This window comes from Pseudarthrobacter sp. NamE2, assembly GCF_005796205.1.
GTDB lineage: Bacteria > Actinomycetota > Actinomycetes > Actinomycetales > Micrococcaceae > Arthrobacter.
Map to the genome: position 1 here is coordinate 22,240 of NZ_VAHN01000014.1, position 17,493 is coordinate 39,732.

Annotated in this window: 15 protein-coding genes and 1 tRNA gene; 13 read left to right on the forward strand and 3 right to left on the reverse strand. The window is 66.5% G+C overall.

The features are described 5' to 3' along the window. Window positions 1-6: 6 nt before the first annotated feature. The 6 genes from FDW83_RS15400 (at window position 7) to FDW83_RS15425 (ending at window position 5,527) form a co-directional block, all read left to right on the forward strand. Window positions 7-1,194, forward strand: a complete 1,188-nt coding sequence (locus FDW83_RS15400; RefSeq protein WP_138138963.1) for a pseudouridine synthase — start codon at window positions 7-9, stop codon at window positions 1,192-1,194. A 3-nt stretch (window positions 1,195-1,197) separates the two neighbouring features. Next, window positions 1,198-2,310, forward strand: a complete 1,113-nt coding sequence (locus tag FDW83_RS15405) for a prephenate dehydrogenase (RefSeq protein WP_138138964.1) — start codon at window positions 1,198-1,200, stop codon at window positions 2,308-2,310. Continuing rightward, a complete protein-coding gene (gene cmk, locus FDW83_RS15410; protein ID WP_138138965.1) occupies window positions 2,307-3,020 on the forward strand; it encodes a (d)CMP kinase in 714 nt (237 codons plus the stop codon). Before FDW83_RS15405 ends, cmk begins: the two co-directional genes overlap by 4 nt. Before the next feature lie 31 nt (window positions 3,021-3,051). Beyond that, entirely contained in the window at window positions 3,052-3,732 is a 681-nt protein-coding gene (locus FDW83_RS15415) for a 1-acyl-sn-glycerol-3-phosphate acyltransferase (protein WP_171027587.1), read from the forward strand. 10 nt (window positions 3,733-3,742) lie between these two features. Continuing rightward, window positions 3,743-5,293 (forward strand): ribosome biogenesis GTPase Der, encoded by a 1,551-nt coding sequence (der, locus tag FDW83_RS15420; RefSeq protein WP_138138967.1) that lies wholly within the window; start codon window positions 3,743-3,745, stop codon window positions 5,291-5,293. 157 nt (window positions 5,294-5,450) lie between these two features. Continuing rightward, window positions 5,451-5,527, forward strand: a tRNA-Pro gene (locus FDW83_RS15425). A 65-nt stretch (window positions 5,528-5,592) separates the two neighbouring features. Here FDW83_RS15425 and FDW83_RS15430 read toward each other — a convergent pair. Continuing rightward, on the reverse strand, window positions 5,593-6,462 hold the full coding sequence (locus FDW83_RS15430) for an Fpg/Nei family DNA glycosylase (RefSeq protein WP_138138968.1): 870 nt from the start codon (window positions 6,460-6,462) through the stop codon (window positions 5,593-5,595). Window positions 6,463-6,625: 163 nt separating this feature from the next. Here FDW83_RS15430 and gcvH point away from each other — a divergent pair, with 163 nt between their 5' ends. The 5 genes from gcvH (at window position 6,626) to FDW83_RS15455 (ending at window position 9,714) form a co-directional block, all read left to right on the forward strand. After that, complete coding sequence (gene gcvH / locus FDW83_RS15435) at window positions 6,626-7,012, forward strand: glycine cleavage system protein GcvH (protein WP_138138969.1); 387 nt, start codon at window positions 6,626-6,628, stop codon at window positions 7,010-7,012. A gap of 156 nt (window positions 7,013-7,168) precedes the next feature. Beyond that, window positions 7,169-7,645, forward strand: a complete 477-nt coding sequence (locus tag FDW83_RS15440) for an FHA domain-containing protein (RefSeq protein ID WP_138138970.1) — start codon at window positions 7,169-7,171, stop codon at window positions 7,643-7,645. 23 nt (window positions 7,646-7,668) lie between these two features. Continuing rightward, window positions 7,669-8,385 (forward strand): MerR family transcriptional regulator, encoded by a 717-nt coding sequence (locus tag FDW83_RS15445; protein WP_138139020.1) that lies wholly within the window; start codon window positions 7,669-7,671, stop codon window positions 8,383-8,385. Beyond that, window positions 8,385-8,888, forward strand: coding sequence for a bifunctional nuclease family protein (locus FDW83_RS15450; RefSeq protein WP_138135016.1), 504 nt, complete (start codon window positions 8,385-8,387; stop codon window positions 8,886-8,888). Before FDW83_RS15445 ends, FDW83_RS15450 begins: the two co-directional genes overlap by 1 nt. A 232-nt stretch (window positions 8,889-9,120) precedes the next feature. Beyond that, window positions 9,121-9,714 carry a MerR family transcriptional regulator gene (locus FDW83_RS15455; protein ID WP_009358601.1) on the forward strand — a complete coding sequence of 198 codons (594 nt, stop codon included), beginning with the start codon at window positions 9,121-9,123 and terminating at the stop codon, window positions 9,712-9,714. Between the two features lie 55 nt (window positions 9,715-9,769). On the opposite strand, the gene FDW83_RS15460 is transcribed toward FDW83_RS15455, so the two are convergent. Continuing rightward, the gene (locus tag FDW83_RS15460; RefSeq protein WP_138138971.1) at window positions 9,770-10,588 is read right to left on the reverse strand and encodes a ParA family protein; all 819 of its coding nucleotides are present in this window, start codon (window positions 10,586-10,588) and stop codon (window positions 9,770-9,772) included. A gap of 302 nt (window positions 10,589-10,890) precedes the next feature. Between FDW83_RS15460 and FDW83_RS15465 the strand changes: the two genes are divergently transcribed. Beyond that, entirely contained in the window at window positions 10,891-14,289 is a 3,399-nt protein-coding gene (locus FDW83_RS15465; RefSeq protein ID WP_138138972.1) for a pyruvate carboxylase, read from the forward strand. Between the two features lie 128 nt (window positions 14,290-14,417). Here the strand turns inward: FDW83_RS15465 and FDW83_RS15470 are convergent, their stop codons facing one another. Next, the gene (locus FDW83_RS15470) at window positions 14,418-16,226 is read right to left on the reverse strand and encodes a long-chain fatty acid--CoA ligase (RefSeq protein ID WP_138138973.1); all 1,809 of its coding nucleotides are present in this window, start codon (window positions 16,224-16,226) and stop codon (window positions 14,418-14,420) included. Between the two features lie 174 nt (window positions 16,227-16,400). Between FDW83_RS15470 and FDW83_RS15475 the strand changes: the two genes are divergently transcribed. Continuing rightward, a complete protein-coding gene (locus FDW83_RS15475) occupies window positions 16,401-17,489 on the forward strand; it encodes an ROK family glucokinase (protein WP_240721014.1) in 1,089 nt (362 codons plus the stop codon). Window positions 17,490-17,493 lie beyond the last annotated feature (4 nt).

The following is a 17,493-nucleotide window of genomic DNA, read 5'->3' on the forward strand; positions in this document are numbered from 1 at the left end:
CGGGTCATGACACAGGCGGGACGCCAGGGTTCACCACGTAAAGGGTCGGGTAACAACGGATCGGGGCGCAGCTCCGCGGGAGGAAACTTCAGCGGCGGCTCCCGCGGCGGTGCGCCACGGCGCGGAGCAGGCTTCGGCAGCGACCGGCCGCACCGGGCGCCGAAGCCGCGCGAGGAACGCTTCATCGACCCCGACATCGCAGCCGCCCAGCCCGGCCGGGGGACGCCGGACAAGGCCGCCAAACCGTCGTCGCGCAAGCCTTCGGCCCGCAAGCCCGGGGCGAAGAAAGCGCCGGGAACCCCCGGTGCCCCCAAAGCCAAGGCGCGCAGCGGCGCCCCGGGTGCGGCGGCATCACGCGCTTTCGGCGGCGAACGCTTCGGCCAGAACCTCGGACCCGTCCGCAAGCCTTCCCGGAACCGGGGACCCCGGCGTGAGGTGCCCCAGTCGGAACTCCACGACGCCGACGGCGTGCGCCTCCAGAAGGTGATGGCAGCCGCGGGTGTGGCCTCCCGCCGGGTCTGCGAAGAGATGATCACCGAAGGGCGGGTGGAGGTGGATGGCCAGGTGGTCACCGAACTCGGCGTCCGCGTGGATCCCAAGACCGCCGTCATCCATGTGGACGGCCTGCGCATCCAGCTGGACGAAAACCTGGTGTACATGGTGTTCAACAAGCCCAAGGGTGTTGTGTCCACGATGGAGGACCCCGAGGGCCGTCCCTGCATCAGCGATTTCCTCAAGAACACCAAGAACAAGGGCGAGCGGCTCTTCCACGTTGGCCGCCTGGACGTCGCCACCGAGGGACTGTTGCTGCTGACCAACGACGGCGAACTTGCCAACCGCCTCACGCACCCTTCCTACGAGGTCCCCAAGACCTACCTCGTCCAGGTGCGCGGACCCTTCCCGCAGGGCGTCGGGGCGCAGCTGAAAGCGGGCGTCGAGCTGGAGGACGGACTTGCCTCGGTTGACTCTTTCCGGCTGGTGGATTCCACGCCCGGCCACGTGCTCATCGAAGTGGTGCTGCACTCCGGCAAGAACCGGATCGTCCGCCGCATGTTCGATGCCGTCGGCTTCCCGGTACAGCGCCTGGTCCGGGTCAAAATCGGGCCCATTGGTCTCGGCGACCAGCGCCAGGGCAGCATCCGCAACCTGGGCAAGCAGGAAATCGGCCATTTGCTGGCGTCCGTAGGGCTCTAAAGGATGTCAGCTTTCAAGAGCCAGGGCCGCGGGCACCTCGACGGTCCGGTGGTGGTGCTCGGCACGGGGCTGCTCGGAACGAGCATCGGGCTCGGGCTGCGGGGTCGCGGGGTAGCGGTGTTCCTCTCCGACCCTTCGCCCACTAACCAGGCAGTCGCCGTGGATATCGGTGCCGGCCGGCCCCTCGCCGAGCTTGGCGGCCGTCCGCCGCAGCTGGTGGTGGTGGCCGCCCCGCCTGATGTGACCTCCGACGTCGTGCGGCAGGCCCTTGCTGACTACCCGGAGTCCGTGGTGGTGGACATCGCAAGCGTCAAGGCCGACATCCTGGCCCGGTTGCGGAACAGCGGCGTGGACCTGTCCCGCTATGTCGGCACCCACCCGATGGCAGGCCGGGAAAAGTCCGGGCCCGTCGCCGCCCGGGGAGAACTTTTCACCTCCATGCCGTGGGTGGTCTGCCCGTCGGAGGAAACGTCGGGCGCTGCCCTGCAGACGGCCCGCTCGCTGGCAACTGACCTCGGGGCGGTGGTCTCACAGTTCACCGCCGACGAACATGACGAGGCCGTGGCGCTCGTCTCCCACCTGCCGCAGATCATGTCGTCGCTGCTGGCAAGCAGGTTGCAGGGCACGCCGCTGCATGCCTTGTCCCTTGCCGGCAATGGCCTGCGGGACGTAACCCGGATCGCCGCCAGCGATCCCACGCTGTGGGTCCAGATCCTCTGCGGCAACGCCGCCAAGGTGGTGGAGATCCTCTACGGGGTGCGGGAGGACCTGAACCGGCTCATCCGCACGTTGGAACAGCCCACCGCCCCGGGCGCCCGGCTGGACCTTGCCCAGCTGATGAGCGAGGGCAACGCAGGCCAGGCGCGGATCCCGGGCAAGCACGGCGGACCGCCGCAGGCGTATGCCTGGCTGACGGTATTGGTGGATGACAAGCCGGGCCAGATCGCGCGGCTGCTCACCGAAATCGGTGAAATCGGCGTTAACGTTGAAGATCTGCGGCTGGACCATTCCTCCGGTCAGAACGTGGGCATGGTGGAATTGTCAGTGTTGCCGAACAAGCACGACCACCTGATCGAAGCATTAAACGACCGCGGATGGCGGGTACTGCAGTCATGACACAGGAACTTCTTCAGACCATGCCGGCTCTGCGCCTCGGAAGGCCGCTGGTGGTGGCCATCGACGGCCCGTCCGGTTCCGGCAAGTCCAGCGTCAGCAAGGAAGTCGCCCGCAGGCTGCGGCTGGCCTACCTTGATACCGGTGCCATGTACCGGGCACTGACCTGGTACTGCGTCACCAACGGCATCGACCTGGACGACGCCGCCTCAGTGGAACAGGCGTCGAGGGACTTCGTGCTGGAACTAAGCACCAGCCCGCAGCAGGAATACGTCCGGGTTGGCGGTGTGGACGTCACCGACGCCATCCGCGAACCTGCAATCTCATCGGCTGTCAGCGCCGTGGCCACCACCCTCGGTGCCCGGACCGAACTCATCCGGCGGCAGCGGGAACTTATCGACAAGCACCACCGCCGCATGGTGGTGGAAGGCAGGGACATCACCACCGTCGTCGCGCCAGGAGCGGAAGTCAGGATGCTGCTGACGGCAAGCGAGGAAGCCCGCCTCCGCCGCCGCGGTATCCAGTTGGGCGGCACCCAGAATGCGGAGCAGCTGGCAGCGCAGGTGACCCACCGGGACGCCAAGGACTCGACGGTTGTGAACTTCACGCAGGCCGCAGACGGGGTGGTCACGCTGGATTCCTCCGACCTCGACTTTGAACAGACCGTCGACGCTGCCCTGGTCATCGTCACCAAGGTCCTCAACCGTGACTGACGGCCGGCCGGCCGTTCCCTCCAGCTGGACCATGTCCTGGAGCAGGCCGGTAGGGTGGATCCTCGACCATCTGATCTACCGGACAACCGTCGCCGGAAAGGCCAACGTCCCCACCGGCGGACCGGTGATCTTCGCCGCCAACCACATCAGCTTCCTCGACGGCCCGGTGATGTTCGGCGCTTCGCCCCGGCCCATGCACATCCTGGTCAAGCAGGAGATGTTCAAAGGCTTCCTGGGACAGGTGCTGACCGCATCCGGGCAGCTGCCGGTTGACCGGCGCGGTGACAGGGCTGCACTGCAGCGCAGCAAGGACCTGCTGGACGCCGGACGGTGCGTGGGGATCCTGCCCGAGGGAACCCGGGGGAGCGGCGATGCCTCTGACATTAACGGCGGGGTGGCATGGCTTGCCCTGAACTCCGGGGCGCCCGTTGTGCCGGTGGCCATCCTGGGCACGCGGATCGGGGATGAGCACCTTGACTTGGTGCCGCGGCCCGGCCGGCGGTTCCACGTCAGCTTCGGGACGGCGCTCACCCTGGCCCGCCGGGCGGGGGAAAGCGGCCGTGCTTCAATGGACAGGGCAGCGGACGAGATCCGGTCAGCCCTCGCGGGGCACGTCCGGGATGCCGTGCAGCTGAGCGGGCAGCCCCTGCCCTTCGCCGGGACCTCCAAAGAATTAACAGCAGTAGCCGGGACGCCGGCAGACCACCACTAAGGACAGTGCAATGAGCGACACCACGCAGACTTCCGGCCACTCCGGCCCCGGCGACGATGAATACACGCCCGCAGGCGACGACCAGGTGGCGGAACGGCTGGCTGCCCTTGACGACGACGAGGCGGAGCTCCGTGCCGCGTCCCTGCGCGCCGGCCTGGAGGACTACGACCTGGACGAGGAGGACGCCGCCCTCCTGAGCGGGGAGTACGGCGACGAGGACCTGGAGGGTCCGGTCAGACTGGACCCTGTCCTGGCCATCATCGGACGGCCCAACGTGGGTAAGTCCACCCTCGTGAACCGCATCCTGGGCCGGCGCGAAGCCGTGGTCGAAGACACCCCCGGCGTTACCCGGGACCGCGTGATGTATCCGGCCAGCTGGAACGGCCGCAACTTCACCCTTGTGGACACCGGCGGCTGGGAGCACGACGCCCGGGGCATCCACGCCCGCGTGGCGGAGCAGGCCGAGATGGCCGTGGAACTCGCTGACGCCGTCCTGTTCGTCGTCGATTCAGCCGTCGGAGCTACCGCTACGGACGAGGCCGTGATGAAGATGCTGCGGCGCAGCAAGAAGCCGGTCATCCTGGTGGCCAACAAGGTGGACGACTTCGCGCAGGAAGCAGACTCCGCGGTGCTGTGGGGCCTTGGTTTCGGCGAACCGTACCCGGTCTCGGCCCTGCACGGCCGCGGCGTGGCGGACCTGCTCGACCATGTCATGGACGTGCTGCCCGAGTTCTCCACCATCGAGGGACTTGAGCGTTCGGGCGGACCGCGCCGCATCGCCCTGATCGGCCGGCCCAACGTGGGCAAGTCCTCGCTGCTGAACAAACTGGCCGGATCCGAACGCGTGGTGGTGGACAACACGGCCGGGACCACACGTGACCCCGTCGATGAGTTCATCGAACTGGGCGGCCGCACCTGGCGTTTCGTGGACACGGCCGGCATCCGCCGCCGCCAGCACATGGCCCAGGGCGCGGATTATTATGCCTCGCTGCGAACGCAGGCCGCGCTCGAAAAGGCGGAGGTCGCCGTCGTGCTCCTCGCCGTGGACGAGGTCCTGAGCGAGCAGGACGTCCGGATCCTGCAGCTGGCCATCGAGTCCGGTCGTGCGCTGGTCCTGGCGTTCAACAAGTGGGACCTCCTCGACGACGAACGACGCCGCTACCTGGAGCGCGAAATCGAACAGGACCTGGCACACGTGGACTGGGCGCCGCGCGTCAACATCTCGGCCAAGACCGGCTGGCACAAGGACCGCCTGGTGCCGGCGCTGGACCGCGCGCTCGAAAACTGGGACAAGCGCATCCCCACCGGCCGCCTCAATGCCTTCCTGGGGGAGCTGGTGGCCGCACACCCGCATCCGGTCCGCGGCGGCAAGCAGCCCCGGATCCTGTTCGGTACCCAGGCGTCCAGCCGGCCGCCGAAATTCGTGCTCTTCACCACGGGTTTCCTGGACCCGGGCTACCGCCGCTTCATCACCCGCCGGCTGCGCGAAACCTTCGGCTTCGAGGGCACCCCCATCGAGGTCAGCATGCGGGTGCGAGAAAAGCGGAGCCGGAAGCGCTGATCAGCGTGATCCGCAACACGCAGGGCTTCGAAATCCGGAAAGTGTCACGTGCACCCTCCGGCATCGTGTAAGCTCTTCTAGGTGGTTCGGCCGGACTGCTGATGGAAATCCCCGGAGGAATCCCGGGATGGAGTTCAGCGGAGAACGGTGGAACCAGCGGGCTGTAGCGCAGCTTGGTAGCGCACTTGACTGGGGGTCAAGGGGTCGCAGGTTCAAATCCTGTCAGCCCGACCACAAAGGCGGAAGCGCCGGAGACAACTCCGGTGCTTCCGCTTTTTTGTTGCCTGCTGAGATGGGTCCTACTTCAGGAATTTGGACGTGCGGCGGTCCGCGAGGATCTTCCCCTTGGTCTGGCAGGTGGGACAGTACTGGAGTGCCGTGTCCGCAAACGAAACTTCCCGCACGGTGTCCCCGCACACGGGGCAGGCTTCGCCGGTCCGTGCGTGAACCCTCATGTGGCTGCGCTTGACGTCCTTCAGGTCTTTCGGCGGCTTGCCGCTGGCTTCTGCCATTGCCGTGCCCAGGACGTCATGGATAGCGTCGTAGAGGACCTGTACGGCGGCCCGGTCCAGCGATTTCGCCGTTGCGAAGGGAGAAATCCTGGCCGCATGCAGGATCTCGTCGCTGTACGCGTTGCCGATGCCCGCGATGACGCTCTGGCTGCGCAGGAGGCCCTTTATCTGCTGCGAACTGCCGGCCAGGATCTCCGCCAGCATGTCGGCGTCGAACTTTTCGGTGAAGGGGTCCGGGCCCAGCGTGGCGATGCCAGGCACTTCCCGGGGGTCGCGCACCACGTACACCGCAAGGCTCTTCTTGCTGCCGGCTTCGGTGAGGTCGAACCCGCGGGGCCCGTCCGGCCCGGTGAAGGCGCAGCGGACGGCGATCAGGCCCTTGCCCATCCGCAACGCTCCGTCAGGCGGGTGGTCCGTAAAGCGCAGCCAACCGGCCCGGGCCAGGTGGAAGACGAGGGAGGCACCGTCCGTGTCGATGCTGATGAATTTTCCAAAGCGCCGGACGCCGCCTACCGTCCGGCCTTCGAGCGCCGTGTAGGGCGGATCGGCTGTCTTCAGTACCGCGAAGGACACGATCTGCAGTTTGGCCAGCACCGTTCCCCGCAGCTGTCCGTCGAGAAACTGGACCAAACCGGCCACCTCGGGCATTTCCGGCATGGCTACCTGCCCGCTTCCGGACGGGCTGCATCAGTGCGCGCGCTCATGCGTCCCATCTTGTCAGAAACCCCCGGTGGACGCCCCGGCAGATGTGCCTATACTTTCAGCGGCGGTCTGTTTCCGGGCCCCGTGTACCTGGTGTTTGACCCGATGAAAGGCCCCCATGAGCAACATTCCCGAAGACCTGTCCTACACCGCCGAACACGAGTGGGTCTCCGCTCCCAATGCCGACGGTGTGGTCCGTGTGGGCATTACCGACTTTGCGCAGGATGCCCTCGGAGATGTTGTCTACGCGCAGATGCCCGAGGTCGGCACCAGGATTACGGCAAACGAAGTTGTGGGCGAGGTGGAGTCCACCAAGAGCGTCAGCGACATCTACGCGCCGGTGAGCGGCGAAGTGGTGGCCCGCAACGAGTCACTGGACACCGATTCGGCCCTGATCAACAGTGATCCCTACGGCGAAGGCTGGCTGATCGAGGTCAAACTGGCCGAGGCGGACGCTGTTGACTCATTGCTCAGTGCATCGGAGTACGAACAGCAGGTAGGCTAAAGCTAACCGGTATATCCGGTCCGGCTCCGCACCGGAGGCAAGGCGTCTTCGCACGTCAGCCGCCGGATAGGAGCCGGTGCCGGACCTGCTGGGCAGGGCCGGACGGCATACGTTGGCTGCAGGCCGGAGGGGCTGCAGCGGGAAGAGGAGGAATCCATGGCTGGCCACACACAGAACCCTGCCGACGGGGATTACGGCGCGGGTGCGGCTAAGGCGTCGGAGACCACTTCCATCCATCTCACCCCCGTACGGGATGAGCCGACTATCGCCCCCAAGCTTTCCTCCGAGGAGCGGAACTCCATCGAGGCCCTCCCGGCCGGCTCGGCGCTGCTCGTGGCGCACAGCGGTCCCAACGCCGGCGCCCGCTTCCTGCTGGATTCCGACGTCACCACGGCTGGCCGGCACCCGGACGCCGACATCTTCCTGGACGACGTCACCGTCTCGCGCCGGCACGTCGAGTTCCGCCGCACTGCCCGCAGCTTCGAGGTAGTGGACATGAACAGCCTGAACGGTACCTACGTCAACCATGACCGGGTGGACTCCGTGGAGCTGAAATCCGGCAGCGAAGTCCAGATCGGGAAATTCCGCCTTACCTTCTACCTGAGCCCTGCCACCGCTGCAGGCCGCGGCTGATCCGGGGACCGCTGCCTGTGGCAATGGCACAACCGGAACGCCGGGGACCGCAGGTCCTGAACATCGGCGAAGTCCTCGCGCAACTCAGCGCCGACTTCCCCGGCATGACTGCGTCCAAAATACGCTTCCTGGAGGAAAAAGGCCTGATCAACCCGCGGCGTACGCCGGCGGGTTACCGGCAGTACTCCGACGGCGACGTGGAACGGCTGCGCTTCGTCCTTGCCCTGCAGCGGGACCAGTACCTCCCCCTGAAAGTCATCAAGGACTACCTTGACGCCATCGACCGGGGGGAGCGGCCCGAAAACCTTCCGCCCGGCGTCGTGGTGTCCCCACGCATCGTGTCCGACGAACTGGCCGCCGAACTCCAGAACCGCGGGCGCAAGCTGACGGAGGAACAGCTCCGGACGGAGTCCGGGGCCAGCGTTCCGCTGCTCCAGGCACTCCTGGATTACGGACTCATCAGCCACAGCAACGGCGAGTTCGGAGAACATGCCCTCCAGGTTGCCCGCGCCTGCGTCCAGCTGGAAAGCCATGGGCTGGAACCCCGGCACCTGCGCCCGTTCCAGGCCGCGGCCGAGCGTGAGTTCGGCCTGGTGGAGCGTGCCGTGGCGCCGCTTGCCTCCCGGAAGGACTCCGCGTCCCAGGCACGGGCAGCCGAGGCCGCCCGTGAGATCAGCGACCTCTGCCTCACCCTGCACCGTGCCCTGGTGCAGGACCACATCTCACGCATGGACATCTGATGATTGAAGTCGAGATCGTAGGCGTTCGGATCGAACTGCCTTCCAACCAGCCCCTGGTCCTGCTGCGCGAAATGCACGGCGAACGCCATGTTCCAATCTGGATCGGCACTCCCGAGGCCAGCGCCATAGCCCTCGCCCAGCAGGGCGTGGTCCCGCCGCGCCCCATGACCCACGACCTCCTGGTGGATGTGGTGGAGTCGCTGGGCCACAGCGTGGTCAGCGTGAATATCGTGGCAGTGGAAGACAACATCTTTTACGGGCAGCTTCAATTCGAGAACGGCACCACTGTCAGTTCGAGGGCGTCCGATGCCCTGGCTGTGGCGCTCCGGGCAAAGTGCCGCATCTGGTGCGCGGATTCCGTGATGGATGAGGCGGGCGTCCGCATCACCGAACATGATGAGGGCGAGGACACAGAGCCCGGTCCCACCGTGGACGAGGAGCGTGAGCTCCGCCGCTTCCGCGAGTTCCTGGACGATGTGGAACCTGAGGACTTCGATGGCTAAGGTCACGTTAAGGTTGCAGTTGAGGTTGAAAGTTCCGACACGCCTGCTGAAAGCCCCCCGGGTCTTTGACCTGACGCCCCGCCGGGCCTAACGTCGAAGTATCAAGTTCCCATTGCCTACGGCAGCCGCGCAAGTCACACTGGAAAGTGCGCCCAGCGAAAACTACACGCATGGTCTTCATGCCGAGGCTGCCGCAGTTGTTCCACGGGAACGTAGGACAAGGAGGATCCAGGTGAGTCCCAAAGGCGAAGCAGGCGGGCTGAAGCAGCCCACGGCTGGTGTTGCTGTGCCCGCGAGCGGTGCCCAGGGCCTCCTGTTTACGGAAGACCTCCCCGTGCTGGACGAGGATGCCGGCTACCGGGGGCCCACCGCGTGCAAGGCAGCGGGCATCACCTATCGGCAGTTGGATTACTGGGCGCGCACCGGGCTTGTGGAACCCGCAGTCCGCGGTGCTGCCGGTTCCGGCTCCCAGCGGCTTTACGGCTTCCGGGACATCCTGGTGCTCAAAGTGGTCAAGCGCCTGCTCGATACCGGTGTTTCGCTGCAGCAGATCCGCACCGCCGTCGAGCACCTGCGCGAACGCGGCGTGGAGGACCTGGCGCAGATCACCCTGATGAGTGATGGCGCCAGCGTTTACGAATGCACCTCTGCTGACGAAGTGATCGACCTCGTTCAGGGCGGCCAGGGAGTGTTCGGCATTGCGGTCGGACGGGTATGGCGCGAGGTTGAAGGCAGCCTTGCCTCACTGCCCAGCGAGCATGCCGCAGAGCAGTCCTTCCCGGACGATGAACTGAGCAAGCGGCGGGCTGCCCGCAAGATCAGCTGATCCGTTTGAAACGCGAGAGGGCCGCTCCCTACGGAGCGGCCTTCTCGCTGTCTGGCTACCGTGCGCGGCTGCGCAGCCCCCTGCCCACAGCCATCAGGTTGGCCAGCAGGTCGTCGAACAGGGCGGCGGTGGCCTTGGCTGAATCACCCGGCCAGTGGTGCACGGGATGCGCGGCGCCCTGGATCTGCTGCCAGTTGGCCTGCTCCGGTATACGGGGGCTCAGGAGGAGTTCGCCGAACATGGACTCCATCTCCGCCAGGCGGTAGCTGTGCTCCGAGGATCCCGTCCGGACGCGGTTGGCCACGATGCCGGCAGGGGACAGGTTGGGGGCAAACTCCTCGCGGAACAACTGGATGGCCCGCATGGTTCGTTCCGTTCCGGCGACCGAGAAAAGTCCGGGTTCGGCAACGAGTGCCACCTTATCGCTGGCAGACCACGCCATCCTGGTAAGCCCGTTCAGCGACGGCGGGCAGTCGATCAGGACCAGCTGGTAGTTGTCCGTGCCGGCGAGGACGGAGGACAGACGGCGGAGATCGCGGCGTCCCAGGTCCGGGCGGTCGTAGATACCGGTGTAGGCGGAGCCGACGGCGACATCCAGGACAGCGGGTCCGGAACCGTTGGCATGCGTACGGGCCGTCCAGCTGCTGCCTACGACGTTTTCGGCCAGTCTTGCGCGGCGCGGGCTCTTGAGCATCCTGCCGATATCCAGCTGGTCACCGGGCTGCACACCCAGTGCTGTGGTCGCGTCCGCGTGGGGATCAAGGTCCACCACCAGCGTGCTTACACCCGCGGCCAGTGCCGCAGACGCCAATCCCGTGGTGACGGAAGTCTTGCCGACTCCACCCTTGAGGCTGCTGATGCTGACTACTTGCACTTGAGAGACCAAAACCTAACGCCGGATGCCGTGTTGGGGGTAATGTTTGCTCCGGCAGAGCCGAAGCCGGACGGTCCTGCCGCCCTACTCATCATATGTGGATGCGTCGGCGATTCCTGCCTTATCGGGACTCGGCACGGCATCCGCTGTGCTGGCCGGGGCCCTTTCCGCCGTAAGGGCTGGAAGCGATCGGGACATGACGGGAAGATCTGTGATGGTCGACACAAAGATTTGTGTTTGTCCTTGGAGGTCCTAGACACTGTGACCACTCACCGATCCACCCGCAATGATGCAGGAGAAGTATGTTTTCCAAAGTTCTGGTGGCCAACCGCGGCGAAATCGCGATCAGGGCCTTCCGCGCCGGCTACGAGCTGGGCGCCAAGACCGTTGCCGTCTTCCCACATGAGGACAGGAACTCGATCCACCGCCAGAAAGCCGATGAGGCCTATCTGATCGGCGAGGAAGGGCACCCCGTCCGTGCCTACCTTGATGTCGACGAGATTGTGCGGGTGGCAAAGGAAGCCGGCGCGGACGCCATTTACCCCGGCTACGGCTTCCTGTCCGAGAACCCGGGCCTGGCCCGTGCAGCCAAGGATGCCGGCATCACCTTCGTGGGCCCGCCCGCCGAGGTCCTGGAACTGGCCGGCAACAAGGTAGCTGCGCTCAAAGCGGCGCGCGAAGCCGGCGTCCCCGTCCTCAAGTCCAGCGCCCCCTCGAAGGATTTGGATGAACTCCTGGCGGCAGCCGACGAGATCGGCTTCCCCATCTTCGCCAAGGCCGTCGCCGGCGGCGGCGGCCGCGGTATGCGGCGGGTGGACACCCGCGAGGCGCTGCCCGAGGCCTTGAAGTCCGCCATGCGCGAGGCTGACGCCGCGTTCGGCGACCCCACCATGTTCCTGGAACAGGCAGTCCTGCGGCCAAGGCACATTGAAGTGCAAATCCTGGCCGACGCCGAGGGAAACACCATCCACCTCTTCGAGCGCGACTGCTCCATCCAGCGCCGCCACCAGAAGGTTATCGAAATTGCTCCCGCGCCGAACCTGGACGAAGGCATCCGCCAGGCCCTCTACCGCGACGCCGTGAAGTTCGCCAAGGCCCTTAATTACGTCAACGCCGGCACCGTCGAATTCCTCGTGGACACTGCCGGGGAGCGCGCCGGGCAGCACGTCTTCATCGAGATGAATCCGCGCATCCAGGTGGAGCACACCGTCACTGAAGAAGTCACTGACGTGGACCTGGTTCAGGCCCAGATGCGGATCGCCTCCGGCGAAACGCTGGCGGACCTTGGCCTTTCGCAGGATTCGGTGCGCCTGCGCGGCGCTGCCCTGCAGAGCCGCATCACCACGGAGGACCCGGCTAACGGCTTCCGCCCCGACGTCGGAAAGATCACCGGCTACCGCTCCGCGGGCGGCGCGGGCGTCCGGCTCGACGGCGGCACCGTCTACTCGGGCGCAGAGATCAGCCCGCACTTCGACTCCATGCTGGTCAAGCTCACCTGCCGCGGCAGGGACTACCCGACAGCAGTGGCACGCGCGCGCCGCGCGCTGGCCGAGTTCCGCATCCGGGGTGTGTCCACCAACATCTCCTTCCTGCAGGCGGTGCTGGACGATCCAGACTTCGTCGCCGGTGACGTCGCCACCAACTTCATTGATGAGCGTCCGCAGCTCCTCAAGGCACGGGTGTCCGCGGACCGCGGCACCAAACTCCTCACCTGGCTGGCCGATGTCACTGTCAACAAGCCCAACGGCGAGCTGACAGTGCACTCCAACCCCGCGGAGAAGCTGCCGTCCGTGAAGGATGTACAGGCAGCCCCCGGTTCCCGGCAGAGGCTCCTCGAACTGGGGCCGGAGGGGTTCGCCCGCGCACTCCGTGAGCAGAACGCCGTCGCCGTCACCGACACCACGTTCCGTGATGCCCACCAGTCGCTCCTGGCTACCCGTGTCCGCACCCGCGACCTCGTTGCCGCGGGACCTGCCGTCACCGCCCTCCTGCCGGAACTGTTCTCTGTCGAGGCATGGGGCGGCGCCACCTACGACGTCGCGCTCCGCTTCCTCGGGGAGGACCCGTGGGACCGCCTGGCCGCACTGCGCAAGGCCATGCCGAACGTGTGCATCCAGATGCTGCTCCGCGGCCGGAATACCGTGGGCTACACGCCCTACCCCGAAGAGGTCACCGAGGCATTCGTCAACGAGGCAGCGGCCACGGGCATCGACATCTTCCGCATCTTCGACGCCCTGAACGACGTCAGCCAGATGGCCCCCGCAATCCGCGCCGTCCGGGCCACCGGCACCGCCGTCGCCGAAGTGGCGCTGTGCTACACCGGCGACATGCTGGACCCCAAGGAAACGCTGTACACGCTGGACTACTACCTGCAGCTTGCCCAGAAGATCGTCGACGCCGGCGCGCACATCCTGGCCATCAAGGACATGGCCGGCCTGCTGCGTCCGGCCGCCGCAGCCAAGCTCGTCGCGGCACTGCGGGAGCGCTTCGACCTGCCGGTCCACCTGCACACCCACGACACCGCGGGCGGTCAGCTTGCCACCCTCCTGGCTGCCGTCGACGCCGGTGTGGACGCCGTGGACGTGGCCTCCGCGTCCCTGGCCGGAACCACCAGCCAGGTGTCCGCTTCGGCCCTGGTCGCAGCCCTGGCGCACACCCCGCGGGACACCGGCCTGAGCCTCGACGCCGTCAGCTCCCTCGAGCCGTACTGGGAAGCGGTCCGCCGCGTCTACGCCCCGTTCGAGTCCGGCCTTCCGGGACCCACCGGCCGCGTCTACAAGCACGAGATTCCCGGCGGCCAGCTGTCCAACCTGCGCCAGCAGGCCATGGCCCTCGGCCTGGGGGAGCGCTTTGAAGCCATCGAGGACATGTACACCGCCGCCGACCGCATCCTCGGGCACCTGGTGAAGGTGACGCCGTCGTCAAAGGTGGTGGGCGACCTCGCCCTGCACCTCGTGGGACTCAACGCCGACCCCGCGGACTTCGAGGCGAACCCGCAGAACTACGACATCCCGGATTCCGTCATCGGCTTCCTGTCCGGCGAGCTCGGTGATCCCCCCGGAGGCTGGCCGGAGCCCTTCCGCACCAAGGCCCTCCAGGGCCGCAGCGTGAAGGTCCGCGACGTGGAGCTCAGCCCGGAGGACAGCGCCGCGCTGAAGTCCGATTCAAAGACCCGCCAGCACACGCTGAACCGGTTGCTCTTCGACGGACCCACCAAGGACTACCTCAAGAGCGTCGAAACCTACGGCAACATTTCCGTCCTGGACACCCGCGACTACCTGTACGGACTCCAGCGCGGCAAGGAACACGAGATCCACCTCGAACGCGGCGTCCGCCTGATCGCCTCGCTGGAAGCCGTGTCGGAGCCGGACGAGAAGGGCATGCGCACCGTCATGTGCACGCTCAACGGCCAGTCCCGGCCCGTGGTGGTGCGCGACCGTTCCGTGGTGAGCAACGTCAAGTCCGCCGAGAAAGCGGATCCGGCCCAGCCGGGCCACGTCGCCGCGCCGTTCGCTGGAGCCGTCACCGTCACCGTCAAGACAGGCGACACCGTCAACGCCGGCGACACGGTGGCCACCATCGAAGCCATGAAGATGGAAGCATCCATCACGACGCCGGTGGGCGGCAAGGTCTCCCGGCTCGCCATCTCTTCCGTGGAGCAGGTACAGGGCGGCGACCTGCTGCTGGTGGTCGAACAGTGATCCTGGCCGCTGAGTAAGACAACGAAAGGGTCCTCCCACTGGAACAGCAGTTCAGTTCAATGGGAGGACCCTTTCCCTTTCCAACAGGCGCCGCTGGACCAGACACGGCCCGCCTAACCACGAGTGGATCAGGAACGCGGCGCCGCGTACATCTCTTCGATGATCGTCTCGAAGTCCTTCATCACCTGGGCGCGCTTGACCTTCATGGACGGGGTCAGGTGGCCGGAAGCTTCCGTAAAGTCGGCGGGGACGATGCGGAACGACTTGATGGCCTCGGCCTGCGACACCGAGGCATTGGCGGCGGTGATCAGGTCCTGGACGGCGGCCTTGACCACCGGGTTGTTGGCGGCTTCGTCGAGGGTGGTGTCGGCCGGGAGGCCGTGCCGCTGCAGCCAGCCCGGCAGCGCCTCCTGGTCCAGCGTCACCAGGGCGCTGATGAAGGGCTGGTTGTCACCGACCACCAGCACCTGTGATACCAGCGCATCAGCCCGGATCTGGTCTTCGAGGATGGCCGGGATGACGTTCTTGCCGCCGGCGGTGACAATGATTTCTTTCTTCCGGCCGGTGATCCAAACGAAGCCGTCCTCATCCAGCCGGCCAATGTCGCCTGTGCGGAACCAGCCGTCGACGAAGGTCTCCGCCGACAGGTCCTCGCGCTTGTAGTAGCCGCGCATCACGCAGACGCCCTTGGCGAGGATCTCGCCGTCGTCGGCAATTTTTACCGCATTGCCCGGCAGGGGCTTGCCCACCGAGCCGATCTTGATCAGGGACGGCGTGTTTACCGAGATGGGGGCAGTGGTTTCGGTCAGGCCGTAGCCCTCGAGGACCTGCAGCCCGATGCCCTGGAAGAAGTGGCCAAGGCGTTCACCGAGCGGGCCGCCGCCGGAGACTGCGTGCGCAACGCGGCCCCCCATGGCCGCGCGGAGCTTGCTGTAGACCAGCTTGTCGAAGAGGGCATGGCGCAGTTTCAGGCCAAGGCCGACGCGTCCGGCCTGCCGGGCCTTTGAAAAGGCGATGGCGGTGTCCACGGCCTTGTGGAAGATGGCGCCCTTGCCGCCGTCCTCCGCCTTGGTCAGAGCCGAGTTGTAGACCTTCTCGAAAACCCGCGGGACCGCGAGGATGAAGGTGGGCTCGTAGCTCTGCAGGTCCGAGAGCAGGTTCTTGATGTCCGGGGTGTGCGCAACAGTGGTTCCGGCGGCCATGGCCAGCACCGAAATGAAGCGGGCGAACACGTGCGCCAGAGGCAGGAACATGATGGTCTTGGCGTTCTCGTTGACGATCTCGCCAATGATGGCAAGCGCGTTGTCGGAGAGCTCGACGAAGTTTCCGTGCGTCAGTTCACAGCCCTTGGGCCGGCCTGTGGTTCCTGACGTGTAGATGATGGTGGCGACGTCGCCCAGTTTCGCTGCCGTCCGGCGGGACTCCAGCTCATCATCGCTGACGCCGGTGCCGGCTTCCCGGAGGGCGTCCAGGCCCATGCCTTCGAGCTGCCAGACGTGCTGCAAAGCGGTGAGGTTTTCCGCGGTCACGGCCTGCCGGATGACGTTTTCGTGGTGGGCAGCTTCGCCGAAGGCGGCTACGGCACCGGAGTCGCCGAGGTTCCAGGCCACCTGCGAAGGGGAGGAGGTCTCGTAGATCGGCACGGAAACGCCGCCCGCGAACCAGATGGCGAAGTCCACCAGGGCCCATTCGTAACGGGTACGGGACATGATGCCCACCCGGTCGCCGAATCCGACGCCGCTGGCAATCAGGCCTTTCGCCAGGGCCTTGACGTCCGCGAGGAATTCAGTGGCGGTGATGTCCTGCCAGGCGCCGGCCGGATTCCGGCGCGAGAACAGTGCCGGATTGCTGGCCTTGTTGGCCTGCCGCAGCACCAGGTCGGTGATATTGGTTTCCGGTGGGACAACAACAAGAGGCGGAACACTGAATTCGCGCACTATAGCTCCTTTGATATCCGGACTCCCGCTTCAGGGGTATGCCTACAGAGTAGTACGCCGCTGCGGGGGCCGTGCAGCACCCAAAATTACTAGTGGGTAACTTCTCCGTCAATGGTGTCCGTTGCCACGCACGGGGTCCCGGCGGGGCTGCGGTGGAAACCTAGAATGGGCACTATGTACGCACAATCCGCCGGCGAACATGCCGGCCTCTCCAGAAAGCCCGCGCCGTGGCGCCGGTCCGCGTCGTTCCGGGCCGGAAGCAGGCAGCGCGACAGCTTTCGGACGCAGCTGCGCCTGGGCCGGAGGGGCCTTGCCATCGGGATCGACATCGGCGGGACCAAGGTGGCAGCGGGCGTGGTGGATGCCGAAGGCAGGATCCTCAGCGAAGCACGCCGCTCCACGCCGGGCACGGATCCACGTGCCGTGGAACGCGTCATCGTGGAGCTGGTGGAGGAGCTGGGGCGCGCGCACCGTATCCGCTCGGTGGGCATCGGTGCGGCCGGCTGGATGGACCTCGACGGCGGGACCGTCCTGTTCAGCCCGCACCTGGCGTGGCGGAACGAGCCGCTGCGGGCAAGCCTGCAGCAGCTGCTGCGACGGCCGGTGCTGCTGGCCAACGATGCCGACGCGGCAGCATGGGCGGAATGGCGTTTCGGCGCAGGCCAGGGCGAGGACCGGCTGGTCTGCATCACCCTTGGCACCGGAATCGGCGGTGCCATGGTCATGGACGGCAGGGTGGAGCGTGGAAGGTTCGGCGTGGCCGGCGAGTTCGGGCACCAGGTCATCATGCCCGGCGGCCACCGGTGTGAATGCGGGAACCGGGGGTGCTGGGAACAGTACGCATCAGGGAACGCGCTGGGGCGTGAGGCGAGGATCCTTGCGCGCAGCAATTCGCCCATGGCCCAGGACCTGCTGGCTGCCGTGGACGGCCGCGCCGAAACCATCACCGGTGCCGTTGTCACCGATTTGGCGCTGGCAGGGGACACCGCCTCCCGGGAACTGATCGAGGAAGTGGGCGAATGGCTGGGCCTGGGCCTGGCAAACCTCGCCGCTGCGCTTGACCCCGGACTGTTCGTGATAGGCGGGGGACTTTGCTCGGCCGGCGACCTGCTGGTGGAACCCGCCCGGAAGGCCTTCGCCCGCAACCTGACCGGCCGCGGCTTCCGGCCCGCCGCAGAAATCGAACTTGCCGCCCTGGGACCAAACGCCGGATTGATCGGCGCGGCGGACCTGTCCAGGGTGGCCGGCCGGTCCCGCGCCTGACCGG

Bases quoted from the DNA above. Each gene is read 5' to 3' on its own strand.
- FDW83_RS15450 (WP_138135016.1), top strand. From the start codon at position 8,385: ATGATTGAAGTCGAGATCGTAGGCGTTCGGATCGAACTGCCTTCCAAC.
- gcvH (WP_138138969.1), top strand. From the start codon at position 6,626: ATGAGCAACATTCCCGAAGACCTGTCCTACACCGCCGAACACGAGTGG.
- FDW83_RS15440 (WP_138138970.1), top strand. From the start codon at position 7,169: ATGGCTGGCCACACACAGAACCCTGCCGACGGGGATTACGGCGCGGGT.
- FDW83_RS15405 (WP_138138964.1), top strand. From the start codon at position 1,198: ATGTCAGCTTTCAAGAGCCAGGGCCGCGGGCACCTCGACGGTCCGGTG.
- FDW83_RS15400 (WP_138138963.1), top strand. From the start codon at position 7: ATGACACAGGCGGGACGCCAGGGTTCACCACGTAAAGGGTCGGGTAAC.
- cmk (WP_138138965.1), top strand. From the start codon at position 2,307: ATGACACAGGAACTTCTTCAGACCATGCCGGCTCTGCGCCTCGGAAGG.
- FDW83_RS15445 (WP_138139020.1), top strand. From the start codon at position 7,669: ATGGCACAACCGGAACGCCGGGGACCGCAGGTCCTGAACATCGGCGAA.
- FDW83_RS15465 (WP_138138972.1), top strand. From the start codon at position 10,891: ATGTTTTCCAAAGTTCTGGTGGCCAACCGCGGCGAAATCGCGATCAGG.
- der (WP_138138967.1), top strand. From the start codon at position 3,743: ATGAGCGACACCACGCAGACTTCCGGCCACTCCGGCCCCGGCGACGAT.
- FDW83_RS15475 (WP_240721014.1), top strand. From the start codon at position 16,401: ATGTACGCACAATCCGCCGGCGAACATGCCGGCCTCTCCAGAAAGCCC.
- FDW83_RS15430 (WP_138138968.1), bottom strand. From the start codon at position 6,462: ATGCCGGAAATGCCCGAGGTGGCCGGTTTGGTCCAGTTTCTCGACGGA.
- FDW83_RS15415 (WP_171027587.1), top strand. From the start codon at position 3,052: ATGTCCTGGAGCAGGCCGGTAGGGTGGATCCTCGACCATCTGATCTAC.